Raw genomic sequence first — 23,696 nt, 5'->3', positions numbered from 1 at the left:
CGCGCGCGGCGAGGATGAGGCCAGGCGATCGGCGCCTGGAGCGTCCAGCCCGCCGCGCCGAGGAGGCATGATGCATGCAGTAGTGGTGTTCGAGACGCTGTGGGGCAACACCGAGCAGCTCGCCCGAGAGGTGGCCGCCGGTCTCGGCCTCGAGTCCACCGACGTCGTAGACGCCGTGTCGGCGCCGGCGATGCTCGAGGACGACGTCGATCTGCTGGTCGTCGGCGGGCCGACACACGCCTTCTCGATGTCGACGGACAAGACGCGCGAGGCCGCGCAGCAGCAGGGCGCGGAGAACATCCCGCGCCGAGGCATCCGGGAGTGGATCGCTTCCCTGGCGTCGCCCGGCCGCGACATCAGGGTCGCGACGTTCGACACCCGCGTGACCAGCCCCCGCCTGCCGGGGTCGGCGGCGAAGAAGGCCATGAAGCGCCTCGTCGCGCTCGGCTTCCGCCCGGCCGCGAAGCCGCACACGTTCGGGGTGCACGGCTACTCCGGCCCGGTCGCCGACGGCGAGCTGGAGCGGGCGCGCCGCTGGGGTGAGGAGCTCGCGGCCACGAGGTGACCGACCGACGCGGCATCCGTCCCCCGCCCCACCGCAGCGAGCATCGGCGCCCGTCACTCGTGCTCGGGCAGCAGCGGCGTCGACCAGCCCGGATCGCGGCCCAGCTGCGCGGCGCGCGAGACGGCGGCCGCGCCGAACCGCGTGCGCACCGCGTCCAGTGCGACATCGAGACGGGCGCCGTCGTCCCAGTCGAGGGGAAGTTCGGGTGGGATGCTGTCGGCCCCGCCGAGCTGCGACAGCGAGACGCCGATCAGCGTGATGCCGCGCCGGTCGATCTCGGGTTGCGCAGCGGCCAGCAGCGCGCGCGCCACCGCGAGGAGCACGGTCGTGCGGTCGGTGGGGGATCGGACGGTGTGGGAGCGGGTGGCCCTCCCGAAGTCGCCGTACCGGAGTCGCAGCACGACGGTGCGGCACACCCGGTCGCCGTCGCGCAGCCGGCGCGCGAGCCGGTCGACGATCTGGGTGAGGATCACGTCGAGCTCGTCGGCGGAACGGGGACGGGTGCCGAGCGCCCGCTGCGAGCCGATCGATCCGCGGCGCTTCGTGGTGTCGACGGGTCGGGGATCGCGCAGCCGCGCCAGCGCGTGAAGGTGGGCTCCGGCGGCCCGGCCGAGGAGCCGCTCGGCGGTCGACGCCTGGAGCTCGGCGAGCTCGCCGACGGTGTGGATCCCCAGGCCGTGCAGCTTCGCGGCGGTCGCTGCCCCCACGCCCCACAGCCGTTCGACGGGGAGGGGGAGGAGGAACGCCTGCTCCCGCTCGGGCTCGACGACCAGCAGCCCGTCGGGCTTGCTCACCGCGCTCGCCACCTTGGCGAGGAACTTCGTGCGGGCGACCCCGACCGAGATCGCGAGCCCCACCTCGGCGCGCACCCGCTCACGCAGGCGCACCCCGATCTGCTCCGGAGTGCCGGCCAGCCGGCGCAGCCCGCCCACCTCGAGGAACGCCTCGTCGATCGACAGTCCCTCCACCAGCGGCGTCGTGTCGCGGAAGATGGCGAAGACCGCCTTGCTCGCGGCCGAGTACGCCTCCATGCGGGGCGGTACGACGATCGCGTCCGGGCAGAGGTCACGCGCCTGGCGGCCTCCCATCGCGGTGCGCACCCCGCGGGCCTTCGCCTCGTAGCTGGCGGCGAGCACGACCCCGCCGCCGACGATCACCGGCCGCCCGCGCAGCGCCGGCGCGTCCCGCTGCTCGACCGAGGCGTAGAAGGCGTCGAGGTCCGCGTGCAGCACGGTCGCCTCGCCCCGCATGCCCTCGCCTCCCGCCGCTCGTCCGTCGTGCGAATCGTCGCACCGACGGCGGACACCGGGAGGTGCGCGGTCACGTCGTGTGGTCGTCCGCCGACGCCCGATAGCGGTCCGGCTCAGCAGTCCTCTGAAACCATCGGCCGCTGATCTGCGTCGGCGTGATGCGCACCCAGCGGTACTTGAGCGTCGGGATCCACGGCCGCAGCGGCAGCGCGTCCGCCGCGTCGATGTCACGCTGGCGCTCCAGGCGCTCGGCCACCCCCTTGACGATGACGCTCGCCGCGAAGGTGTCGTCGTACTCGTCGACCTCGAACGCCACGCGCGGGCTCGTGGCCAGCGTGGCGAGCTTCGAACCCGGCGCGGTGCGGAACAGGATGCGCGATCCGTCGGTCACATAGTTCACCGGAAAGATGTCGGGCTCGCCGTCGGCGTCCAGCGCGAGGCGGCCGAGTTCGCGTCGGGCAAGGAGGTTCCAGCAGCGCTCCTCGCTGAGTGTCACGACCGCATCGTTCGTATCCTGCATGACGCCATCACCGCCGATCTCGTCCGCTTCTCGCTTCCTTTGTACTCGCTCCGCCCCTGGATGTCGCCACGGACGTCGTGTCACCTCGAACGGCACCCGCGTATGGACCGCGCGGCACCGGGTGCGCCAGAGTGGGCATCGTGTCCACCCTCGCTGACGAAGCCGCCGATGTCGCCGGAATCCTCGACGATCTGGCGGGTGCCGGTGCCGAGGCGGAGTTCCTCGACCGTGTCCGCCGGCACCTGCCCCGCCTCCACGGACTGTTCGGGCGCCTCTACGGCGACCGCCCGGACGCGCTCGACCGGCTCCGGTCGGTGGTGGCGCTCGCCGCGGAGTCGTGGCATGCCCGGCCCGAGCCGCTCAAGGAGCTGGATCGGGAGCGGGAGCGGCGTCCGGACTGGTTCCAGTCGCAGCGCATGCTCGGCGGCGTCTGCTACGTCGACCGGTACGGCGGCGGCCTCGCCGGCATCCGCGAGCGCATCCCGTACTTCCGCGAGCTGGGGCTGACGTATCTGCACCTGATGCCGCTCTTCGAGAGTCCGGAGGGCAACAGCGACGGCGGCTACGCCGTCTCCAGCTACCGACGGGTGAACCCCAGGCTCGGTTCGATGGCGGAGCTCGCCGACCTCGCCGCGGAGCTGCGCGAGGCGGGGATCTCGCTCGTCGTCGACTTCATCTTCAACCACACGAGCAACGAGCACGAATGGGCCCGCAAGGCCGTCGCCGGCGTAGCCGGCTACGAGGATTTCTACCTGATCTTCCCCGACCGCACCCTGCCCGACGCGTACGAGCGGACCACGCGCGAGATCTTCCCCGACGACCATCCCGGCTCGTTCGTGCAGCTGCCGGACGGCCGGTGGATCTGGGCGACCTTCTACTCCTTCCAGTGGGATCTCAACTACGCCAACCCCGCCGTCTTCCAGGCGATGGCCGGCGAGATGCTCTTCCTCGCCAACCAGGGCGTCGAGGTGCTGCGGATGGACGCGGTGGCCTTCATCTGGAAGCGGTTCGGCACGGCGTGCGAGTCCCTGCCGGAGGCCCACCTGCTGCTGCAGGCCTTCAACGCGGTGCTGCGCATGGCCGCCCCGAGCCTGCTGTTCAAGTCCGAGGCGATCGTGCACCCCGACGAGGTGGCCGAGTACATCTCACCCGACGAGTGTCAGCTGTCGTACAACCCGCTTCAGATGGCGCTCACTTGGGAGGCCCTGGCGACGCGCGACGGGCGGATGCTGCAGCAAGCGCTCGAGCGCCGGCACGCGCTGCCCGACGGCACGGCGTGGGTGAACTACGTGCGCAGCCACGACGACATCGGCTGGACGTTCGCCGACGAGGACGCCGCGGAGTTCGGCATCGACGGCTACCCGCACCGCAGGTTCCTCAACGACTTCTACGTCGGGCGGGCTCCCGGATCGTTCGCGAGGGGGGTGCCGTTCCAGGAGAACCCGCGCACCGGCGATGCCCGGGTGACCGGCACGACGGCGTCGCTGGCGGGTATCGAGGCCGGTGACGACGGCGGCGAGGATCGCGTGGTCCTCGCGCACGCGCTCGCCCTCTCGACCGGAGGCATCCCCCTCCTCTACCTCGGCGACGAGGTGGCGCAGCTCAACGACTACTCGTACGAGGACGACCCCGCTCAAGCCGGAGACAGCCGATGGGTGCACCGGCCGCACCGGCCCGAGCGCGAGTACGCCCGAAGGAACGATCCCCGCACCGCCGCGGGCCGCGTCTTCGCGCGCCTGACGACGCTGATCTCAGCCCGTCGCGACGCCCCCGAACTCGCCGGGAACGAGCTCCGGCCGTTCGACGCACACGACGACCATGTCGTCGGATTCCTCCGCCCCGGCCCGGACTCCGCGATCCTCGTGCTCGCCAACGTCGGCGATCATCCGGTGGAAGTCGATGCGCTGACGCTCTCCGGCCTCGACCCGGACGCGCGCGACCTCATCGGCGGCCGTGCCGTCTCGCTGCGTGACGGCCTGGTGCTCGCCGCCCATGAGGTGGTGTGGCATCGCGTCGTGATCCGGTGACAGGCCGGCCGACTTCCATTCGCCTGCATCCATTCGCGTGCCGCGGGCGGAACAACCCTTCGAGACCCGCACTGGGCCGCGCGCAGAGCTGCGAAGGGGATCGCGATGAGAGCACCGACGGAGGCCTTCACCTACCGCTACACCCACTACGGCGACGCAGACGTGCTCAAGCGCCATCTGCACCCGCTGCCGACGCCCGGGCCGGGCGAAGTGCTGGTCGAGGTGATCTCGACGGCGATCAACCACATGGACGCCTTCCTGCGCAACGGCAAGGAGGACACCTGGCGCGATGACCCCTGGCCGCGCGCGTCCGGGTGCGATCTCGCCGGGATCGTCCGCGCGGTCGGTCCGGGAGTGACCCGATTCCGCGTCGGGGCCGACGTCGTCGGGCACACCCGGACCGGTGCGCACGCGAGCCACGTCGTCCTCCCCGAGGCCCAGCTGGTGCCCAAGCCCCGGGGCTTGGAGTGGGAGGTCGCCGGAGGGCTGTTCCTCGCCGGCGCCACGGCGCTCGAGACGCTCGACGACCTGCGGATCGGCGCGTCCGACACGGTGGTGATCTCGGCGGCCGCGGGCGGCGTCGGCAGCATCGAGGCGCAGATCGCCAAGCACCGCGGCGCTCGCGTCATCGGCACCTGCGGCGCCCGCAACTTCGACTACCTGCGACAGCTCGGCATCATCCCCGTGAGCTATGACGACGGCATGGCCGAGCGCATCCGGCGGGCCGCGGGGCGGCCGGTCACGGCGTACATCGACAACTACGGCAAGGATGGCCGACAGGTGGCCGAGGCGCTCGGCGTTCCCGCCGAGCGCTACCGCTCCAGCGCAGACCGGCGCGAGGTGGAGCTGCGGCTGCTCCGCGACGACCCGGAATCCGTCGCCCAGGCGACGAGCGTGCTGCAGAAGGTCGTCGACCTCGCCGGCGCGGGCGCGTTCCGGCTGCTCGTGTCGGGGCTGTATCCCATCGACGACATCGTGGACGCGTTCGAGGACCTCGCCAAGCTGCACGCCCGGGGGAAGATCGTCCTGGCCACCCGTCCCGTCACCCGGGTGCGAACCCTGCGCGCGCGCGAGGTGTTCGAGCGGATGCCCTGATCCCGGGGACGCAGGAGCAGGGAACGGATGCCGCGGACCTCGCTGCCGCGGCATCCGTCGCCCCTGGCTCAGGCCCCGGTGATCCAGACGGTCGTCTCACCCGGCAGCTGGTCGCCCTCGAAGTGCTGGCTCGACAGCGACCTGGCGCCCCGTCCATCGAGGGCGTACGGCGCCTCCCCGAAGTTCGTCACGACGGTCCAGCCGTTCGGCCTGCGGAACGCCAGCACGTCGTCGCGGCCGGTGTCGATCCACTCCAGGGACTCGTCGGTCTGCACCAGGCGGCGCAGAGCGAGCGCCTGGCGGTAGAGCGCCAGCGTCGAGGTCGGGTCGCCGTCCTGCACCGACACGGCGAGCTCGCCGAACCAATCGGGCTGCGGCAGGTGCGCCCCGCCGTCGCCGAAGCCGAACGAGGAGCCTGCTGCCGACCATGGCAGCGGGACGCGGCATCCGTCCCGTCCGATGTCCTCGCCGGGGCTGCGGAAGAAGGTCGGGTCCTGGCGCGCGGAGTCGGGGATCGACGCGACCTCGTGCAGGCCCAGCTCCTCGCCCTGATAGACGTACGCCGACCCCGGCAGCCCGAGGACGAACAGCGATGCCGCTCGGGCGCGCCGCAGGCCCCGCTCCTTGTCGAGTGCCGGCGTGGTTCCGCCGGAGAGCAGCCACTCGTTCCCGTGCTTGCGCGTCGGCCGGCCCTTCTCGTCGCGCTCGGCGTCGGGCAGGCCGTACCGGGTCGCGTGGCGCACCACGTCGTGGTTCGACAGCACCCAGGTCGTCGAGGATCCCGACTTCTCGGCGAGGGCGAGGTTGTCGCCGACGATGCGGCGGAACTGCCCGGCATCGAAGTCGGCCTCGAGCAGGTCGAAGTTGAACGCCTGGCCCAGGCTCTCGGCGCGCGCGTACAGCGGGATGCGCGACGGCTCGACCCACGCTTCGGCCACGGCGGTGCGCGGCGGGTCGTACGAGTCGAACACCTCGCGCCACTCGGCGTACACCTCGTGCACGTCGTCGCGGTCGATCATCGGGTGGTTGCCGTCACGGGGCATGGCGTCCAGCTCCGCCTGCGACGGGAGCGGGTCGACGAAATCCTTCGTGAGCATGTGGGCGACATCGATGCGGAAGCCGTCGACGCCGCGGTCCGACCAGAAGCGCAGCGTGGTGACGAAGTCGGCGCGCACCTCGGGATTGGACCAGTCGAGGTCGGGCTGCTCCTTGGCGAAGTTGTGGAAGTACCACTGCCCGTCGGCCACGCGCTCCCACGCCGATCCGCCGAACACCGACACCCAGTCGGCGGGCGGCTCGGACCCGTCGGGGCCCGTGCCGTCGCGGAAGATGTACCGCGCCCGGGCGGCCGAGCCGCGCCCCGCCGCGAGAGCCTCCTGGAACCATGCGTGCTGGTCGGAGGTGTGATTCGGGACGATGTCGACGACGACCTTGATGCCCGCCGCGTGCAGCGCCGCCAGCATCTCGTCGAAGTCGTCGAGCGTGCCCAGCCGCGGGTCGACGTCGCGGTAGTCGGCGACGTCGTAGCCGCCGTCCGCCAGCGCCGACGGGTAGAACGGGCTCAGCCAGACCGCGTCGACGCCGAGCTCTTTCAGATACGGCACGCGCGAGGTGACGCCCTTGATGTCGCCGATGCCGTCGCCGTTCGCATCCGCGAAGCTTCGCGGATACACCTGGTAGACCACCGCCTGCCGCCACCAGGCGGGCAGCTCGAGGTCGTTGAGCTTGTTGGTCAGGGGTGCGGAGTGCACAGTCGTCACGGGGACGCGTTTCCTTTCGGGTGTTCCTTGTCGGGTGGGATGACGGGATGCCGCGGGCTCAGCCCTTCACGGCACCCTGGGTGACGCCCTCCACGACCCATCGCTGGGTGAAGAGGTAGACGATGATGGCCGGCGCCATCGCCATCAGGTACGAGGCGAACGAGACGTTGTAGTTGTTGCTGAACTGCGTCTGGAAGATGTTCTGCACCACCGGCAGCGTCTGCAGCGCCGGGTCGGAGATGATGAGCGACGGCATCATGAAGTCGTTCCACGAGGCCAGGAAGGCGAAGATGCCGACGGTGGCGCTCATGGGGGCGAGCAGCGGGAAGATCAGCCGCCAGAACGTCTGGTTGGTGCTGGCGCCGTCGATGCGCGCGCTCTCCTCCAGCTCGGCGGGGATCGAGCGCAGGAACGCCGTGAAGAGCAGGATGCTGAAGCTCAGCTGGAACATGATCTTCAGGAGGATCACGCCGGCGGGGTTGTCGAGACCGGTGAGGCCCGTCAGCTGGATCTGCGGGAGCGCCACCACCGGGAACGGCAGGAACATCGCCGCGAGCAGGTAGTAGAACGAGTACCGGAACAGCTTGTGGTCCCAGTTGCGCGAGATCGCGAACGAGGCGAGCGCCGCAAGGATGATCGTGCCGCCCACCGTGAAGACGGTGATCAGCAGCGAGATGAGGAACGCGCGCGGGAAGTTCGTCAGCTCCCACGCCGTGACGAATCCCTCGATGCTCCACGGCGACGGCCACGTGAAGGCGTTGCCGTCGACGGCCTGCGACTGCGTCTTGAACGCCATCATCACCGTCACGTACAGCGGGACGAGCACCGTGATGGCGCAGAGGGCGAGCACGATGGTCCCCGGCCAGTTGACGCGCTCCATTGCGAACCGGGAGCGGGCGGGCTTCCGGGCTTCGTCGCCGGCGAGCACGCGCTCGGCGGTCATGTCCTCGACAGCGAGGGCGGGCTGCGTGGTCATCAGAACACGTTCCTTCCGCGAGTGAGACGGAGTTGGAGGAGGGCCAGGCTGAGCGCGATGAGGAAGAAGATCGTCGCGTTGGCCATCTGATAGGCGTAGTCGCCGCCCGAGAAGCCGGTGAAGATCGTCATCGCGATGCTGCGCGTCGCGGTGCCCGGGCCGCCGTTGGTGAGGCCGACGATGATGTCGTAGGCGTTGAGGAAGTCCTTGAAGCCGATGATCAGGTTGATCACGACGTAGCCGGCGACGAGCGGCAGCGTGATGCGCGTCAGCTGCTGGAACTTGCCGGCGCCGTCGATGTCGGCCGCCTCGTACACGTCGCCGGGGATCGACAGGAGCCCGGCGATGTAGATGAGGAGCGTGCCGGGGATCGCCTGCCACGCGGTGACGATGACGATCGCGATCCAGGCCAGGTCGGGGTTGGCGAGGATGCTCTCGCTCAGCCACCCGATGCCCCACAGCTGGCCGAGCGTGGGCACGGAGTTGGAGAACAGGAAGTTGAAGACGTAGGCGATGATGATGCCCGAGATCACCATCGGGATCACGAAGATGGTCCGCAGCCCCGTCTTCAGCCGCACCCGCGACACCAGCCCGACCGCGAGGAGGAAGGCGAGGACGTTGACGACGACGACGGTCACGGCGGCGAAGCCGAACGTGAACAGGTAGCTCTGCAGGATCGCCGGGTCGGTGAAGACGGCGATGTAGTTGATGATGCCGACGAACTCCCAGTCCCCGAATCCGATCGAGTTGGTGAAGCTGAAGAAGATGCCGATGACCGCGGGGATCGTGATCGCCAGCGTGAACAGGATCAGCGCGGGCAGGAGGAAGAGGTAGTAGACCCCGTCCACCTTGCGGCGCGTGCGCGGCATCGTCGCCGCGCCGGAGCGCCGGTCCGTCTTCGGCGCCGTGACGGCGGCCGTGGTGGTTGCCATGAGTGCGTTCCTCTCGTGTCGCGCTATTGGCGCAGCGCCAGGCGGGCCCAGTCGGCGTCGAGCCTCGCGAGCGTGCGCTCGGGGTCGGCGCCGGTCACGATGCCCTGCATGTAGTTGTCGGTGGGGATGGTCAGCGGGATCGCCTTCGAGGCGCCTTGGTAGAACTGCGCGGCGTCGTAATACTCCTTCATCCCGAGGATGCGCTCGTCGGTGACGGGGGCGGAGTCGGTCGTGGTGCCGTAGCCGAGGAAGGCCGCGTTGTACTCGTCCATGACCTCCTTCTGGAAGAGGTAGCTCAGGAAGTCCCGCGCCCCCTCCTTCTGGTCGGACGCCTCGGGGATCCACGCGGCGAGGTCGATGTTCACGCGCACCCTGTTGTCGGCGGGGTCGTCGGTCATCGGCAGCGGGAAGGTGCCGAGGTCGAGGTCGGGGTTGGTCTTGTCGATCTCGCCGAAGGCCCACGGCCCCTGCAGGTACATCGCCGCCTCCTCCTTGGCGAAGGCGAGGTTGCCGTCGCCGTAGCCGCGGCTGGCGGCATCCTCGTTGACGTAGTTCTCGGTGAGCTGCACCATCCGCTCGACCGGGTCCAGCATCGTCTTCTGGAACGACACGGGAGAGTTGGGACCGACCTCCGTGCCGAGCTCGTTCATCTGCTCGTAGAACTCGGCCACGTCGATCTCGCCGCCCACCGTGTAGTCGAACCACCCCTGCCCGACGGTCCACGGATCCTTGAAGGTGGCGTAGAACGGCGTGATCCCGGCGGCCTGGAGGGCGTCGCAGACGGCGATGAGCTCATCCCACGTGGTGGGCACTTCGAGCCCCTGCTCCTCGAAGATGCGCTTGTTGTAGATGACGGACGCCGCCATCACCGAGTACGGCAGCACGCTGGTGCGGCCGGGGTAGGTGGCGTACTGGTCGACGAGATCCTGCACCTCGGGCAGGATGCGGTCGGCCTCCGGCATGTCGCTGAGGTCGCTGAGGGCGCCGCGCTCCATGAAGCGCGCCATCTCCATGTTGTAGTTGAGCAGCCCGAGGTCGGGCGGGTTTCCGCGGAGAAACCCCGCTTGCAGGTTCGAGGAGGTGTCGAAGACGACTTCGACCTCGTCCTGGCTGGCGTTGTACTCCTTGATGAGGTCCCGGAAGTACGGGATGGCCTCGGGCTTGCTGAGGTGGAACCTCACCTCGGCGGGACCCGATGCTGCGCCGGCGCACGCGACGAGCGTGGAGCCGGCGATCGCGAGGGCGGCGGCCGCTGCGCAGGCGCGGCGGACGATGACGGATGCTGCAGGCACGACGTTGTCCTTCTCCGTGGGGTCGAGGGTCGCATTGGTTCGATGATTAGATTTAGCCGTCGAATCAAATTGTTGTCGTCCATAATGCAGAAGGAGCCCACGAAAGGTCAAGGCCTTGACTTCACAATCCCTGCTGACGCCGACGACGCTGCGTCGGGCGAGCCTGGACGCGGTGCTCGGCTTCGCGTGGGATGCCGAGGCCTTCACCTCGTCCGATGTGATCGAGAGCACCGGGCTGACCCGGTCGACGGCCATCGACGTCGTCGACGAACTCGTCCGGCGTGGCCTCCTGGCCGAACTGCCCAACGCGAGGGCCGCCGGGGACTACCGCAAGGGGCGCCCTGCCCGCCGGTTCGCGTTCCGTTCGGACGCCGCCTGCGTCGTGGGACTGGATGCGGGCCGTGCCCACCTCACGGCGACCGTGGCCGACCTCCGCGGCGGGGGCCTCTCGGTGCGCCACCTCGACGTGGCTCCCGAGGAGGATTCCGCCGAGGCCCGGCGGCGCGACGCCGCACGGGTCGTCGACGAGGCGCTGTCTTCGGCGGGGCGCGGGCGGTCCGCCGTGGCGGCCCTGTGCGTCGGCGTGCCGGCGCCGGTCGACCGCGCAGGCGCCTCGCCGCCCCACCGCGACGACTTCTGGCGGCGCATGAACCCCGACTTCGCCGGGCTCTTCGGGGCGTGGGCGCCGCTGGTGCGCGTCGAGAACGACGCGTCGCTGGCCGCGGTCGCCGAGCGCACCGTCGGGGCGGCGGTCGGATACGACGACTTCGTCACGCTCCTCGCGGGCGACCGCCTCGGCGCCGGCGTGTGGGTGGACGGCCGGCTGCTCCGGGGTGCGCACGGCGGGGCGGCCGAGATGGTGGCGTTCGACCACGTCGCAGGCGTCGAGGGCGCCTGGGGCCTCGGCTATCGCGCCGCAGCCCTGGCGCGCGAGGCGCTCGCCGCGGGCGCCGTGCCCGCCGGCAGCGCGCTGCGACGGCTCGCGGACGCCAGGATCGACGGAAAGGCGGTGCTGACGCTGGCGGCGGGGGGCGACGAGGCGGCGCTCGCGATCGCGCGGCAGGTCGGCGAGACGCTCGCCGTGGTGGCCGGCGTGCTCGGCAGCTTCTTCGACTCGCGCCGCATCATCGTCTCGGGCGCGGTCGCCGAAGGCGCCGGCCCCGTGATCGAGGCCGCGCGCGCCGCACTCCCGCGCGAGCTCGACCTGCCTGTCCCCGAGGTGGTGGCCTCGACGCTCGGCGCCGACATCGTCTCGCTGGGCGCGGTGCACGCGGCGATCGAGACGGCCCGCGAGGGGGCGCTCGACCTCCCGGCTTTCGCGGGGTCCTGACCGTCAGCCGGCGGCTCCGCCGGCGCCTGCGGCCGTTGGTGCGCCGGCGTCGGAATCGGGGCGGAGCCGCGCCCACTCGGTAACCACCCGCGCCGGTCGGACGCCCGCCCAGTCGTCCAGCTGGTCGGCGAAGTGCGGCGATCCCGGGTGCCCCGAGGCGCCGAACGGGACGCTCCACAGGCTCTGCTCCCGGTCCGCCAGGTCCCACGCCCAGCGCGCGACCGAGCCCCGCCAGCTGCGCTCGGTGACGCCCGAGGTGGAGCCGGTGCACCGCACCGTCTCGCCGTCTCCCGACATCGGGATGTCGAGCCCCGCCCCCGGAGCCATGACGCCCGGGACGCCGGCGAGCGCATGCGTCGGCAGCAGCCGGTGCATCTCGCCCCACGCGGGCGCGACGGATGCCTCCTCCCACGCCTCGGTGACGATCGACGGCATCTCCGGCGCGAGGGCCGGATGCCGCAGCAGACGCGGCAGCGCAGCGGGCACCTGGACATCCGCGCCGACCCACGCGTCGAACACGCGGCCGAACGGGTGCGGGGCGCGGAGCGGGGCCAGCGCCGGATGCGCGGCGACGCGGCGGGCGACGCCGGACCGCCAGGCGCCGTAGCGGCCGGCGTCAGCGGAGGAGGCATCCATCCGCCCGTCCCACGCGCGCAGCTCGTCGAGCGCCGCCGCGGCGGCGGGCGACAGGTCGTCCGGGCGGACAGCGGCGAGGAGACCGGCCATCAGGGAGCCTCCTGCGGTGTCGCCCCAGACCGCGGCGAACTCGGCGACCGCGCGAGGCCGCCGCTCGGCGAGAAGGTGGCGGATGCGCGACGCGCGGTGCGGCGGCGGGTAGGCCCAGCCCAGGTCGATGCGCGGATCGGAGGGGCGCTCGTTGGCGTCGACGACGCTGTCGGTCACCTCCACGGCCGGGACGGCCGGCCGGTTCGGGGCCGGATCCACCGTGGCGCCGTCGAATGCCCGCCGGCGCCGGCCGGGCGGCCGATCGGGCGTCGCGCCGACGGTGGCCGAGAGCACGACGCCGGTGCGATCGGCCGCCAGGACGCGGTTCACCGGGTCCACCCACGACGAGAAGGCGCCGATCACCTCGACGGCGGTGCGCGCGCGCAGCAGCGGCAGCAGCGCCCGGGCCCCCACGTCGGCGCCCGCCCGCGCGGGAAGGCGCACGCTCCAGCCGACGAGCTCGCCGTCGCGTCGGCTCAGCTCCGACACCACCGTGCCGCGCTCGGTCTCGATCGCCTCGACCTCGACCGCCTCGGCTCCACGAACCCGCACCAGCGAGCGCCGCACGTCGGCGGGGCGCCAGCCCCGCGGGCCGAGGGAGTCGTACCCGTCCTCGGTCGGGCGCAGCCGCTCGCGGAACACGTCGACGCTGTGCGCCATCGCGTTCGTCACGCCCCACGCGGCCTCGCCGGTGTGGCCGAAGTGCTGCACGCCGGGCACCCCGGGGAACGTGAGGCCGACGACGTCGAACTCGTCGCAGGCCAGCCGCACCTGCTGGTACACGCCGGGCAGCTCGAACGTGCGGTGCGGGTCTCCCGCGAGGAGCGGCATCCCGCTGTCCGTCCTCGATCCGTGCAGCGCCCACGCGTTGCTGCCCGAGGTCGGCGTGCCGTCTTCCCCGGAGTCGCCGTCGTCGCCGAATCCGGCGAAGACGTCGACCCAGTCGTCGCCGAGCGTCGCGGCCACGTGCTCGCGCCACAGCAGCAGCGGAAGCGGCGAGAACAGCGCATGGGCCGCATGCAGCACCCCGAGGGGATCGTGGTCCTCCCACGGCTCGAGGGGCCGGGCCTCGTGGAACGCCGTATCCAAGGTCGCGAACTCGGCGGCCGAGCCGCCGGACGTCGCCATTCCCCGGCGGACCCCTGCGGCGTAGCGGCGGACGAACTCGGCGGTGTCCGCGTCGAGCGCCGCGAACGCCCGGCGAGCCGTGTCGTCCAGGCGCGCACGTCGCGCGAAGACGTCCCACGCCACTCCCGCCTGCCCGATCAGCTCCGAGATGCGGCCCGACGCGCGCAGCCGGGCGACCTCGATCTGCCAGCCGCGATCCCGCGCGGTCACCTCGCCCTGCGCCTCGGCGAGGTCGCCGACGTCCGAGGCGCGGATATGGGGGACGCCGAGCTCGTCCCGGAAGACCTCTGCCATGCCGTCAGACTGGCACAGCGTCCGTCTGGCGGGGGCGAACCGGCCGCGACGGCGAGGAGGGGCGTTAGCATCGGCCCCGACGACCGTGCGAGAAGGGCAGGCGCATGAGCCTGAACGAGATCGATCCCACTCTGCCGCCCTCCGGAGAGGGCTGCGCCGACTGCGACGCCGTCGGCGGCTGGTGGGTGCACCTGCGGCGGTGCGCGGTGTGCGGAGAGATCGGATGCTGCGACACCTCGCCCGCACAGCACGCGACGGCCCACTTCCGCTCCAGCGGGCACCGCTACGCGCGCAGCTTCGAGCCGGGGGAGACCTGGTTCTGGGACTACATGGCCGGGGATTACGTGGACGGCCCGCCGCTCGCGCCGCCGGAAGCTCGTCCGCTCAGCCAGCCTTCGCCCGGTCCCGCGGGCCGGGTGCCGGCCGACTGGCGACTTCTGATCCACTGACGACGAGGGGCCTTGCCATGGGTGGTTCGAGTGTGACGCAGACCGACCTCGAGCGGATGATGAGGCCGCCGCTCACCGACGCGCAGTGGAGCCGCCTGCGGGCGTTCGGAGAGCCGCAGGAGGTCGCCGAGGGCGAGTACCTGTTCGAGGCCGGAGACCTGGACTACGACCTGATCCTCGTCGAGTCCGGCGAGATCGAGCTGGTGCGCGTCTCGTTCGGCTGGGTGGGCGAGACGTCGATCGGGCGGATGGGCCCGCGCAGCTTCGTGGGCGAGCTCGGGCTGCTCAACGGTCAGGGCGCGTTCCTGTCGGCGCGCGCCTCGGCCGGGGGGCGGATGCTGCGGGTCAGCCGTGCCCAGCTGCGACTGCTCATGGCGGAGGACGACGAGCTGTGCGACATCGTGCTGCACGCACTGTGGGCCCGCCGCGAGATGCTCCGCCGGGGACCCGCTGCCCTCACGCTGAAGCTCGTCGGCCCGCGTTCGTCGCGCGAGTTCATGACGCTTCGCCGGTTCGCCGAGCGCGTCGACCTGGTCCACACCGCGATCGAGCTGCCGCCCGGCGACCTCGGCCCGCTCGGAGAGCACGGCATCACGCTCGACGACCTTCCGGTCGCGTTCATCCAGGGCGCGCCGATGCCGCGGGCCACCCCCGGCGCCGTGGCGGAGAGGCTGGGGCTCAGCTACCAGGCGCGCGGCGACGAGGTCGTCGACCTGGTGGTGATCGGCGGGGGACCGGCGGGGCTCGCCGCCGCGATCTACGGCGCCTCCGAGGGACTGAGCACGGTGCTGCTGGACGCGGTCGCGCCGGGCGGGCAGGCCGCAGCCACCTCGCGCATCGAGAACTTCCTCGGGTTCCCGTTCGGCGTCAGCGGCGGCGACCTCATCGGCCAGGCATCGCTCCAGGCACTGAAGTTCGGAGTCCGCGTGTACGCGCCGTGCGAGGCCGTCGACCTGCGCGCCGCGGGGGACGACCTCGACATCACCCTGACCGACGGTCGCGTCATCCGTGCCCGCACCGCGATCGTCACCTCCGGAGCCGCCTACCGCACGCTCGATCTCGACCGCTGGAACGAGTTCGAGGGAGCGGGGATCTACTACGCGGCGACGCCGCTCGAGCTGCGGCAGGTGCTCGAGTCGCCGGTGGTAGTCGTCGGCGGGGCGAACTCCGCCGGCCAGGCATCGCTCTACCTCGCCGCCAACGGCTGCCCCGTGCACCTCGTGGTGCGCGGGTCCGACCTCGGCACGCGGATGTCGTCGTACCTGGTGGACCGGCTCCTCGAGGAGCCGAGGGTCGCCGTGCACACCGGGTCGCGCGTGGTCGGCCTCGAGGGCTCGTCGTCCCTCGAGCGCGTGCGCATCGACTCGATCGGCGACGTCGACGCGAAGGGCCTCTTCTGCTTCATCGGCGCCGAGCCCGCGACGTCGTGGCTCGCCGAGCTGGATCGCGACGCCGACGGGTTCCTGCGGACCGGCACCGACGTGTCGGTGCAGTCGCTCCAGCGCTGGCAGGGGCTGGGGCGCGAGCCGCTGCCCTTCGAGACGTCGGTGCCGCGCGTGTTCGCCGCCGGCGACGTGCGCCGCGGATCCATGAAGCGCGTGGCCGCCGCCGTGGGCGAGGGCTCCAGCGCTGTCGCGTCGGTGCACCGCGCGCTCGCGGACCTGCGCTGAGCGCACCCTCCGCGGGCCGCGCTGGCCCGGCGGACCCGCGCTGGCCCCCGGGCCCGCGCCGGCGCTCGCCGGCCCGCGCCGGCCCGCGCCGAGCGCCGAGACAGGGCGTTTCGGCCGAGCAGAGGAGCGACGTCCCCGGTCTCGGCCGGAATCCCTTGCCTCGAGCCGCGCCGGCTGGCGTGACCCGGGCTGCGCGGCGAGACGCGGCGTGCTCGCCGAGCCGAGGGGTCGCCGGCTCGCACTCCGCGGCGAGACAGGGCGTTTCGGCCGAGCTGAGGAGCGATGTCCTCGGTCTCGGCCGGAATCCCTTGCCTCGAGCCGCGCCGGCTGGCGTGACCCGGGCTGCGCGGCGAGACCGGGCCTCCCCGCCGACCGGAGGGTTCGTCGACCTCCCTCAGCCCCGAGACCGGGCGTCTCGGCCGAGCTGAGGGGCGGCGTCCCCGGTCTCGGCCGAAACGCCTTGCCTCGAGACGGCGTCGGCGCGGCCGCGGTGGCCCGCGGTTACCAGCCGCTGCGCGTCGGAGTGTGACCCTCCCGTGCGTCGTCGGGCATCGCCATCTCGGCGCGCACGCCGAGCAGGCGGATGGGACGGCCCGGATCGATCTTCGCGACGAGCTCGAGCGCCCGCGCCACGACGACCGCGCGGTCGGACGTCGCCGGGATCTTCTTCGTGAACGTCTTCGTGAGGAAGGGCGCGTAGCGCACCTTGAGGCCGAGTCCCACGACAGGGCGATCGTCGGATGCCACCTCATCGAGCACCTCGTCGAGGAGGCGGCGAGCCTCGCGCTCGATGTCGTGGGGATCGACGATGTCGACCTGGAACGTCGTCTCCTTGCTGTGCCCGCGCGCCACCCACGGCGTGTCGTCGACGACTGCGGACCCGTCGCCGCGACCGAGCTGGCGGTACCACGGCCCCATCTTCGGCCCGAACTCACTCGCCAGCGCGTCGGTGTCGGCGACGGCGAGCTCGCGGACCGTCGTGACCCCGAGCAGCGCGAGCCGCTTGGAGACCTTGGAGCCGACGCCCCACAGGGCGATCGTCGGCTTGTCGCCCATCACGTCGAGCCAGTTGTCCGCGGTCAGACGGAAGACGCCCCGCGGCTTGCCGAAGTCGGTGGCGTTCTTGGCGCGCACCAGTGTGTCGCCGATGCCGACGCTGCAGTGCAGCCGCGTGCGCTCGAGCACCGCCGCCTGCAGCCGGCGTGCGTACCCCTCGGGATCCTGCGCGGCGACGCCGACGAACGCCTCGTCCCACCCGAGCACCTGCACCACCGCACCGGGCTGCGCGCGCAGCGTCGCCATGACCTCCTCGGACGCGGCGAGGTACGCGGGCGCGTCGACCGGAAGGATGACGGCATCCGGAACCTTGCGTGCGGCGATGCGCAGCGGCATCCCGGATCCCACCCCGTACTGCCGTGCCTCGTACGACGCCGTCGACACCACCGCGCGCTCGGTGGGATCGCCCCGGCCGCCGACGATCACCGGTCTGCCGGCGAGATCGGGGGTGCGCAGCACCTCGACCGCCGCGATGAACTGGTCCAGATCGACGTGCAGCACCCATCGGTCCGCCGACCGCCCGCCGTCGCTCACGAACCCGCCTCCGAAGACCCGTGCATGAGACGAGACTAGGCCGGGTTCGCGGGCGCGAGGCATCCGGCGTCCGTACCTCTCCGCGGGCTCGGCCGTCAACCCCGTGCCGCCCGCCGCCGGACCTTCGTACGGTGGCTTCTCCTGAGAGAGAGGACACGAACACCCATGTCCGACAACCTTCCCGATGACATCCCCCGCGCCCCTGACGGGCTGACCGGCGTGCAGCCGCTGCGCGACCAGGACACCTCGATCGAACCCGATCCCACCCTCGACCCGGCGCAGGCCGAGTGGGACCGCACGAACGGGCAGACTGACGACTTCGACGACGACGCGGCGACCGCCACCGGCGACGACCCCGCGCACCTGCCGTCGGACGAGGACCAGGTGCCACGCCTCGACCTGCCGTCGGAGGGCCTCCAGCCCGAGACGCAGGACATGTCTCCTGAGATCGCCGAGCTGGGCGAGAGCGGGCAGGGCGACCTCGCCCCCGAGGACTACTAGGCCCTCGACGTGCGGGTCCTCCTCTGGCCCATCCACGGCGGCTACACCGACGCCTTCGTCCGCGGCGCCCACGAGTACCTTCTCGCGGTGCCCGGCGACGGGCCGGGGGAGGACGACGGCGTCGGATGCTGGGGGTGGGAGCACGCCCGGGCTGTCCCGCTCCACGCGCTCGGCGAGGAGGACATCGACATCGTCGTCCTCCAGCGCCCGGAGGAGCTCGCGCTGGTGGAGCAGCTGACCGGCCGCGTGCCGGGCAGGGATGTGCCCGCGGTGTACCTGGAGCACAACACTCCCGGCCCGTCCGCCTTCGCCACGAGGCATCCGCTCGCCGATCAGCGCAGGATCCCGATCGCTCACGTGACGCACTTCAACCGGCTGTTCTGGGACAGCGGGAACGCCCGCACGACCGTGGTCGAGCACGGCGTGCCCGACCCCGGGCCGCTCTACACCGGGGAGCTGCCGCGCATCGGGGTCGTGGTCAACGAGCCGGTGCGGCGGTGGCGGGCGACGGGCACCGATCTGCTGCCGCAGTTCACGCGGGAAGCGCCGGTCGACGTGTTCGGGATCGACGCGGGGCGGCTGGCGGATGCATTCCCGGGTCACACCGACATCCACCCCGCGGAGAGCCTGCCGCCCCGGCTGCTGCACGCCGAGCTGGCGCGCCGGCGCGTGTACGTCCATCCGTTCCGCTGGACCTCCCTCGGCCTTTCGCTGCTGGAGGCGATGCATCTGGGGATGCCGGTGGCCGCTCTCGCGACGACCGAGGCCGGTCGCGCCGTGCCGCCCGACGCCGGCGTGGCATCGACGGACGTCGACGAGCTGCGGCGTGCGGTGCGGACCTTCCTCCACGAGCCGGAGTGGGCGAGGGACGTCGGCGCCCGGGCGCGCACGCACGCGCTCACCCACTACGGCCTGCCGGCGTTCCTGGCGCGGTGGGACGACGTGCTCACCGAGACCGTCGACGCCACCCGGCGCGCCGCCGCGGCGCTGCGGCGACGTCGTGCCGCCGCAGCCCACCCGCACGCGCCGACGGGCGGGAACGCCGCGACCACGATCGGCGCCCCGGTGCCGTAAGGCTGCGCCGCCGGCGCTGGGCAGGCGGCTTCAGTGCGGCGTGACGCTCGCGCCGCCCGCCGCTGAGCGAGGACAATGGGGGCTCAGCCGGAGGGCGTCCGGCGTGACCCGATCCGAGGAGTCGTCATGGCCCGGCCTCTCTCCCAGATCCGCGAACGGTCCCGGGCGCGCGCGCAGGCGCGTGCCGCCGCACGGGCGGAGCTCAAGAACACCGCGTACGAGATCTTCATCGGTGCGCTGTCGATCCTCTCGATCGTGAACCTGGTGCTGGTGTACCTGGTCGCGGGGGACGCCGCGCTCGAACTCGTGCTGTCGGTGATGAACGCGCTGTTCAGCGCGATCTTCCTCGGCGACTTCATCTACCGGATCACGACGGCGCCGTCGGCCGGCCGGTACTTCTTCCGCGGCTTCGGCTGGGCCGACCTGCTGGCGAGCCTCCCGTTCCCGCAGTTCAAGATCCTGCGGCTGTTCCGTCTGCTGCGCGTCTTCCGGCTGCTGCGCGAGCTCGGTCCGAGGACCGTCTGGACGACGCTGGTGAAGGACCGCGCGAACAGCGCCCTGATGACCCTCCTGCTCATGGGGGTGCTGGTGCTCCAGTTCGGCAGCATCTCGGTGCTGGCCGTCGAGGAGGACGCCGACGGCGCGAACATCACCACAGCCTCGGACGCGCTCTGGTACACGCTCGTCACCATCTCGACGGTGGGCTACGGCGATCGGTTCCCCGTGACCAACGCCGGACGCCTGATCGGGGCGCTGATCATCATCGTGGGCGTCGGCATCTTCGGCACCTTCACGGGGTACCTCGCCAACCTCTTCCTCGGGCCGCGCAAGGCGGCGGACGAGAACGCCGAGGCGGATGCCCAGGCTCTGGCGGTCAGTGACGTCGAAGGCGAGACGGCCCCCGAAGCGGCGACACCTTCCCTGGCCTCGCACGCGGCGAAGGGCGTCGCCGCCGGTGCGGTGTCCGGTGCCGTCGACGCGGGCGTCGCGGTGACGTCGACGGCCGGGGCGGATGTCACCGCGGCGGGCCCGACCACGACCGCGCGCGCGAGCGACGACGCCACGCAGCGACTGCACGAGCTCCTCGCGCAGTCGGAGCAGACGATGGCCGAGATCAAGAGGCTGCTCGCCGGCGCGACGCCCTAGCTCTCGCGCCGCGCGACCGCGTTCACGATGCCGGCGCCGAGCACGAGGGCCGCCGCGAGGGCGGGCGCGACGAGGGCGACGGGCGCTCCGGCCGCGTCGGCGACGATGCCGGTGAGAGCGGATGCCGCGGACTGGCCGACCACGATCCCCGAGCCGAGCATCGTCATGACGGTGGCGGACCGGCCGCGTGGGCTGAAGGCGGCGGCGAGGCTGTACTGCGTGACGAGCGTCGGCCCGATGCCGACGCCGATCACCAGCAGGCACAGCGCCATCCCGGTGACGGAGTCGACGAACGGCAGCGCGGCCGCGCCGGCGACGAGGAGCCCCGCGAAGGTCAGCCACCGCGCGCGGAGCGAGAAGCGCGCAGGGAAGAGGGTCACGCCGAGGGCGAGCGCGGCCGATCCGATGCCCATCGCGCCGTACACGAGCCCGGCCTGCTCGGGCACGCCGCGCTCGGCCATGAAGGCGGTGAGGGAGGTGAGCATCGCCCCGAAGAAGAGCCCCATCCCGAGGGCACCCGCGACGGGTGCGAGCACCCGCACGCGCAGAAGCTCCCCGACGGGGGCTTGCACCGGGCGCTCGGCGTTCCCGTGCGCTGTGCCGCTCGCAGCCGTCGGGTGCAGCGCGAACGCGGTGACGAACACCAGGGCGAGCAGCGCGGCGCCGATGACCGGTGCCGCGGGCGTCATCGTCGTGGCGAGGAGGCCGACGATCACCGGACCGAACACGAAGACGATCTCGTCGGCGGCGGACTCGTACGCCATGGCCCCGTTGACGATCCTCGTGCGGCGGTCACGCGGATAGGCCCGCCCGATGATGGCCACCAGGCGGCTGCGCGACAGCGGCGCGACCTGGGGCATCGACGCGCCGATGAAGAACGCGACGGCCAGGAGCGCGGCATCCGGAACCGGCGCGAAGGCCAGCCACGCCATCGCCACGAGCAGCACGCTGTTGGCGGTGCCCGCGATCAGCAGCACGCGGCGCTGCCCGAACCGGTCGGCGGCGGCGCCGAGGAGCGGGCCGACCAGCGCTGTGCCGAGACCGGTCATGGCGCTGGTGACGCCGCCGAGCGCGAGCGAGCCGCGCGCCGACACGACGAGCGTGAGGATGCCCACGACCATCATCGCGAAGGGGAGGCGGGCGATCAGCGCGACCGGGAAGTAGGCGTAGCCGGCTTCGCGGATGAGGCTCGGGCGGCGGATCGCCGCACGCGCGATCGTGTCGGTCTCGACCAGGGTCGTGTGCATCTCTCTCCAGGCTCGCAAGCCGCCGGCGGCGGCGCATCGTGCCGCCTTGCTCCGCGCAGAGGACGCGGTCAGGTAGATGCACATCGAAATGGGCGGTGCCAGTCTACCGGAGCCCGCCTGTGCGGCGCCTGCGCGCTCTGTCGCGGGGCTGCGCCGGGGCGCACTTCCCGCGACTGCACGGCTTCTCGACCAGTGCACGGGTTGCCTGCGCGAACAAGCCGTTCCCTCGGCGCGATCCCGTGCGCTCGATGCCGGGGCGAGGCGGGGTCAGAGCGCCGCGCCGACCGCATCATCCAAGGAGTGGCAGGATGCTCCCGGAGTGCTCGACATCCCGACCGGACGCTGAAAGGACTGCACGAATGTCATTCCAGGCATACCTCGACAACATCGAGGAGAAGACCGGGCTCACGCCCCGCCAGTTCATCGAGAAGGCACGCGAGAAGGGATTCGGCGAGACGACGAAGGCGACGCCGATCATCCAGTGGCTTGCGGACGACTACGGGCTGGGGCGCGGCCATGCGATGGCGCTGGTCCACGTCATCACCAAGGGTCCACAGATCGGTGACAAGCACGTCGGCACGGACTCGACGCACTCCGACCCTTCGAACACGCTCTGGCTCGACGGCAGGGCCACGAACCCGAACGCCTGACGCGCCGCCGGACCCCTACTCGCGCCCCCGCCGGCGCCACCACGGGCGACGTCGCGCGGGGGAGGCATCCGTCCCCTCCTGCTGCGCTACGAGCCGCGCCTGCCGGCGCTCTGCCCACGCGGCGACCTCCGTCTCGACGTCGCGCACCGGGGTGACGACCGGCGGGCCGCCGAGCAGCTGCCGCCGCGCCTCGATGACGCGGCGGTTGAAGTCCTCGACGGTCTCGCGCACGTCCTGCTCACGGGCGAGCTCGTCGAGTCGATCGCCGAGCTCGAGGTTCTCGACCCGGAGCATCAGGGCGGGCGGGCCCAGCCCGGTGAGGTTCTCAGTCTCGATCTTGCGGCGGATCCACCAGTCCGGGTCGTGGCTCTCGCCGAGCCCCGGGATCGGCTTGCCGGCGCCCGGCAGGTCGTCGAAGTCGCCGCGGCGCATCGCCTGCTGGATCGCGGTCTCGACCACGGCGGCGCGGTCGGCCGCCGAATACGCCTGCGCGGCCCGCGACGGCGGCCCGGCGGCATCCGTCTCCGCTTCGGCGGCCTCGCCGTCGCGCGCCGCCCGGTAGCGGGCGGCAGCGAGGCGCGGGTCGTCGTTCATGAGCCCGGGACGTGGTCCCGCCACGAGTGCTCCGGCTCGTAGCCGAGGATGCGGCGGGCCTTGTCGATCGAGAGCAGCGTGTCGTGGTCGCCGAACCCGCGCGTCTGCACGCCGGGGAACACCTCGGCGACGAGTTCGCCGTTGGGCCGCGACATCACCGTGTCGGCCGCGGCGATGATGTACGTCTCGAAGCCCGTGGGGGCGACCTCCAAGGCGCGGCGCACGGCCTGGGCACCGTCGCGGGCGTCGATGTAGCCCCAGAGGTTCCACTTGCGCTTCGTCGCGTCGTCGTCGAACGACGGGAACTCGGCGTAGTCCTCGGGGACCATCACGTTCGAGAAGCGCAGACCGGTGATCGACAGATCGGGATGCCAGCGCACCAGCTCGACCGCCATGCGCTCCTCGAGCGTCTTGACGAGCGAGTACACCGACTCGGGGCGGGGCGGGTACTCCTCGTCGACCGGGATGTACGGCGGCGGAACGTCGAACGGCAGGCCCAGCACGGTCTCGCTCGAGGCGTACACGATGCGACGGATGCCGAGCCTCACCGCCGCCCAGAACACGTTGAAGCTCGCCGTCATGTTGTTGTGGAACGTCGCCACGTCGGAGCGGATGCCGGGAGCCGGGATCGCGCCCAGGTGCACGACCGCGTCGAACCCGTCGTGGCGGTCGTTCACCGCCGAGAGGGCGTCGACGACCTGGCCGTAGTCCGTCAGGTCGACCTGCACGAAACCGGGACCGCGGTCGCCGACCACATCGAGGCCGATGACCTCGAAGCCGGCCGCCCGCAGCTCGCGGGCGACGACGGTTCCCAGTTTTCCGGACGAGCCGGTGACGGCGATGCGCATGCCTCCAGCGTGCCACGGCGGCGGTCAGGGAG

The 23,696-nt window shown here is 72.0% G+C and carries 21 protein-coding genes; 10 read left to right on the top strand and 11 right to left on the bottom strand.

From position 1 onward, the window contains the following. Nucleotides 1-67 precede the first annotated feature (67 nt). Nucleotides 68-565 carry a flavodoxin family protein gene (locus tag IR212_RS14395; RefSeq protein ID WP_228479341.1) on the top strand — a complete coding sequence of 166 codons (498 nt, stop codon included), beginning with the start codon at nt 68-70 and terminating at the stop codon, nt 563-565. Nucleotides 566-618: 53 nt separating this feature from the next. On the opposite strand, the gene dinB is transcribed toward IR212_RS14395, so the two are convergent. Next, entirely contained in the window at nt 619-1,815 is a 1,197-nt protein-coding gene (dinB, locus tag IR212_RS14390; protein ID WP_194396557.1) for a DNA polymerase IV, read from the bottom strand. Nucleotides 1,816-1,885: 70 nt separating this feature from the next. Beyond that, nucleotides 1,886-2,335, bottom strand: coding sequence for a pyridoxamine 5'-phosphate oxidase family protein (locus IR212_RS14385; protein WP_194396556.1), 450 nt, complete (start codon nt 2,333-2,335; stop codon nt 1,886-1,888). Between the two features lie 140 nt (nt 2,336-2,475). Here IR212_RS14385 and IR212_RS14380 point away from each other — a divergent pair, with 140 nt between their 5' ends. Then, nucleotides 2,476-4,362, top strand: a complete 1,887-nt coding sequence (locus tag IR212_RS14380) for an amylosucrase (RefSeq protein ID WP_194396555.1) — start codon at nt 2,476-2,478, stop codon at nt 4,360-4,362. Between the two features lie 105 nt (nt 4,363-4,467). Continuing rightward, nucleotides 4,468-5,457, top strand: a complete 990-nt coding sequence (locus IR212_RS14375; RefSeq protein WP_194396554.1) for an NADP-dependent oxidoreductase — start codon at nt 4,468-4,470, stop codon at nt 5,455-5,457. Nucleotides 5,458-5,525: 68 nt separating this feature from the next. Here IR212_RS14375 and IR212_RS14370 read toward each other — a convergent pair whose 3' ends face one another. The 4 genes from IR212_RS14370 to IR212_RS14355 all read right to left on the bottom strand — a co-directional run bounded on the left by IR212_RS14370 (nt 5,526) and on the right by IR212_RS14355 (nt 10,417). Beyond that, entirely contained in the window at nt 5,526-7,208 is a 1,683-nt protein-coding gene (locus tag IR212_RS14370) for a glycoside hydrolase family 13 protein (protein WP_420488624.1), read from the bottom strand. Between the two features lie 67 nt (nt 7,209-7,275). Continuing rightward, nucleotides 7,276-8,097: a carbohydrate ABC transporter permease gene (locus IR212_RS14365; RefSeq protein WP_228479575.1), complete on the bottom strand. Its 822-nt coding sequence runs from the start codon at nt 8,095-8,097 to the stop codon at nt 7,276-7,278. Nucleotides 8,098-8,192: 95 nt separating this feature from the next. Continuing rightward, on the bottom strand, nt 8,193-9,125 hold the full coding sequence (locus IR212_RS14360; protein WP_194396552.1) for a carbohydrate ABC transporter permease: 933 nt from the start codon (nt 9,123-9,125) through the stop codon (nt 8,193-8,195). 23 nt (nt 9,126-9,148) lie between these two features. After that, nucleotides 9,149-10,417 (bottom strand): ABC transporter substrate-binding protein, encoded by a 1,269-nt coding sequence (locus IR212_RS14355; protein ID WP_194396551.1) that lies wholly within the window; start codon nt 10,415-10,417, stop codon nt 9,149-9,151. Nucleotides 10,418-10,532: 115 nt separating this feature from the next. On the opposite strand from IR212_RS14355, the gene IR212_RS14350 reads away from it, so the two are divergent. Beyond that, the gene (locus IR212_RS14350) at nt 10,533-11,747 is read left to right on the top strand and encodes an ROK family protein (RefSeq protein ID WP_194396550.1); all 1,215 of its coding nucleotides are present in this window, start codon (nt 10,533-10,535) and stop codon (nt 11,745-11,747) included. Between the two features lie 3 nt (nt 11,748-11,750). Here IR212_RS14350 and IR212_RS14345 read toward each other — a convergent pair whose 3' ends face one another. Continuing rightward, a complete protein-coding gene (locus IR212_RS14345) occupies nt 11,751-13,895 on the bottom strand; it encodes a penicillin acylase family protein (protein ID WP_194396549.1) in 2,145 nt (714 codons plus the stop codon). 104 nt (nt 13,896-13,999) lie between these two features. Here IR212_RS14345 and IR212_RS14340 point away from each other — a divergent pair, with 104 nt between their 5' ends. Both IR212_RS14340 and IR212_RS14335 read left to right on the top strand, forming a co-directional pair. Further along, complete coding sequence (locus tag IR212_RS14340) at nt 14,000-14,344, top strand: UBP-type zinc finger domain-containing protein (RefSeq protein ID WP_194396548.1); 345 nt, start codon at nt 14,000-14,002, stop codon at nt 14,342-14,344. A gap of 17 nt (nt 14,345-14,361) precedes the next feature. Beyond that, on the top strand, nt 14,362-16,014 hold the full coding sequence (locus IR212_RS14335) for an FAD-dependent oxidoreductase (protein ID WP_194396547.1): 1,653 nt from the start codon (nt 14,362-14,364) through the stop codon (nt 16,012-16,014). Between the two features lie 501 nt (nt 16,015-16,515). Here IR212_RS14335 and IR212_RS14330 read toward each other — a convergent pair. Further along, nucleotides 16,516-17,604, bottom strand: coding sequence for a DNA polymerase IV (locus IR212_RS14330; protein WP_475591206.1), 1,089 nt, complete (start codon nt 17,602-17,604; stop codon nt 16,516-16,518). Nucleotides 17,605-17,769: 165 nt separating this feature from the next. On the opposite strand from IR212_RS14330, the gene IR212_RS14325 reads away from it, so the two are divergent. The 3 genes from IR212_RS14325 to IR212_RS14315 all read left to right on the top strand — a co-directional run bounded on the left by IR212_RS14325 (nt 17,770) and on the right by IR212_RS14315 (nt 20,325). Further along, complete coding sequence (locus IR212_RS14325) at nt 17,770-18,105, top strand: sugar ABC transporter ATPase (protein ID WP_194396545.1); 336 nt, start codon at nt 17,770-17,772, stop codon at nt 18,103-18,105. Nucleotides 18,106-18,114: 9 nt separating this feature from the next. Then, the gene (locus IR212_RS14320; protein WP_194396544.1) at nt 18,115-19,179 is read left to right on the top strand and encodes a glycosyltransferase; all 1,065 of its coding nucleotides are present in this window, start codon (nt 18,115-18,117) and stop codon (nt 19,177-19,179) included. Nucleotides 19,180-19,305: 126 nt separating this feature from the next. Then, nucleotides 19,306-20,325 (top strand): potassium channel family protein, encoded by a 1,020-nt coding sequence (locus tag IR212_RS14315; protein WP_194396543.1) that lies wholly within the window; start codon nt 19,306-19,308, stop codon nt 20,323-20,325. Here the strand turns inward: IR212_RS14315 and IR212_RS14310 are convergent. Further along, a complete protein-coding gene (locus IR212_RS14310) occupies nt 20,322-21,572 on the bottom strand; it encodes an MFS transporter (RefSeq protein ID WP_194396542.1) in 1,251 nt (416 codons plus the stop codon). The two genes, IR212_RS14315 and IR212_RS14310, sit on opposite strands and share 4 nt — an antisense overlap. 359 nt (nt 21,573-21,931) lie before the next feature. On the opposite strand from IR212_RS14310, the gene IR212_RS14305 reads away from it, so the two are divergent. Continuing rightward, nucleotides 21,932-22,222: a DUF4287 domain-containing protein gene (locus IR212_RS14305; protein ID WP_194396541.1), complete on the top strand. Its 291-nt coding sequence runs from the start codon at nt 21,932-21,934 to the stop codon at nt 22,220-22,222. Between the two features lie 15 nt (nt 22,223-22,237). Here IR212_RS14305 and IR212_RS14300 read toward each other — a convergent pair whose 3' ends face one another. Both IR212_RS14300 and IR212_RS14295 read right to left on the bottom strand, forming a co-directional pair. Beyond that, a complete protein-coding gene (locus IR212_RS14300; protein ID WP_194398694.1) occupies nt 22,238-22,816 on the bottom strand; it encodes a DnaJ family domain-containing protein in 579 nt (192 codons plus the stop codon). Then, a complete protein-coding gene (locus tag IR212_RS14295; protein WP_194396540.1) occupies nt 22,813-23,664 on the bottom strand; it encodes an NAD-dependent epimerase/dehydratase family protein in 852 nt (283 codons plus the stop codon). The genes IR212_RS14300 and IR212_RS14295 overlap by 4 nt, the downstream gene beginning before the upstream one ends. Nucleotides 23,665-23,696 lie beyond the last annotated feature (32 nt).

Origin of the sequence: Microbacterium atlanticum (assembly GCF_015277815.1) — a bacterium.
Lineage (GTDB): Bacteria > Actinomycetota > Actinomycetes > Actinomycetales > Microbacteriaceae > Microbacterium > Microbacterium atlanticum.
Note: the sequence above shows the minus strand (reverse complement) of the source record. Positions and strands in the feature narration are given on the sequence as shown.

Coding starts and splice junctions, on each gene's coding strand:
- IR212_RS14335 (WP_194396547.1), top strand. CDS start 14,362: ATGGGTGGTTCGAGTGTGACGCAGACCGACCTCGAGCGGATGATGAGG.
- IR212_RS14325 (WP_194396545.1), top strand. CDS start 17,770: ATGTCCGACAACCTTCCCGATGACATCCCCCGCGCCCCTGACGGGCTG.
- IR212_RS14340 (WP_194396548.1), top strand. CDS start 14,000: ATGAGCCTGAACGAGATCGATCCCACTCTGCCGCCCTCCGGAGAGGGC.
- IR212_RS14310 (WP_194396542.1), bottom strand. CDS start 21,572: ATGCACACGACCCTGGTCGAGACCGACACGATCGCGCGTGCGGCGATC.
- IR212_RS14365 (WP_228479575.1), bottom strand. CDS start 8,097: ATGGAGCGCGTCAACTGGCCGGGGACCATCGTGCTCGCCCTCTGCGCC.
- IR212_RS14385 (WP_194396556.1), bottom strand. CDS start 2,335: ATGCAGGATACGAACGATGCGGTCGTGACACTCAGCGAGGAGCGCTGC.
- IR212_RS14295 (WP_194396540.1), bottom strand. CDS start 23,664: ATGCGCATCGCCGTCACCGGCTCGTCCGGAAAACTGGGAACCGTCGTC.
- IR212_RS14375 (WP_194396554.1), top strand. CDS start 4,468: ATGAGAGCACCGACGGAGGCCTTCACCTACCGCTACACCCACTACGGC.
- IR212_RS14360 (WP_194396552.1), bottom strand. CDS start 9,125: ATGGCAACCACCACGGCCGCCGTCACGGCGCCGAAGACGGACCGGCGC.
- IR212_RS14345 (WP_194396549.1), bottom strand. CDS start 13,895: ATGGCAGAGGTCTTCCGGGACGAGCTCGGCGTCCCCCATATCCGCGCC.
- IR212_RS14315 (WP_194396543.1), top strand. CDS start 19,306: ATGGCCCGGCCTCTCTCCCAGATCCGCGAACGGTCCCGGGCGCGCGCG.
- IR212_RS14300 (WP_194398694.1), bottom strand. CDS start 22,816: ATGAACGACGACCCGCGCCTCGCTGCCGCCCGCTACCGGGCGGCGCGC.
- dinB (WP_194396557.1), bottom strand. CDS start 1,815: ATGCGGGGCGAGGCGACCGTGCTGCACGCGGACCTCGACGCCTTCTAC.
- IR212_RS14305 (WP_194396541.1), top strand. CDS start 21,932: ATGTCATTCCAGGCATACCTCGACAACATCGAGGAGAAGACCGGGCTC.
- IR212_RS14395 (WP_228479341.1), top strand. CDS start 68: ATGATGCATGCAGTAGTGGTGTTCGAGACGCTGTGGGGCAACACCGAG.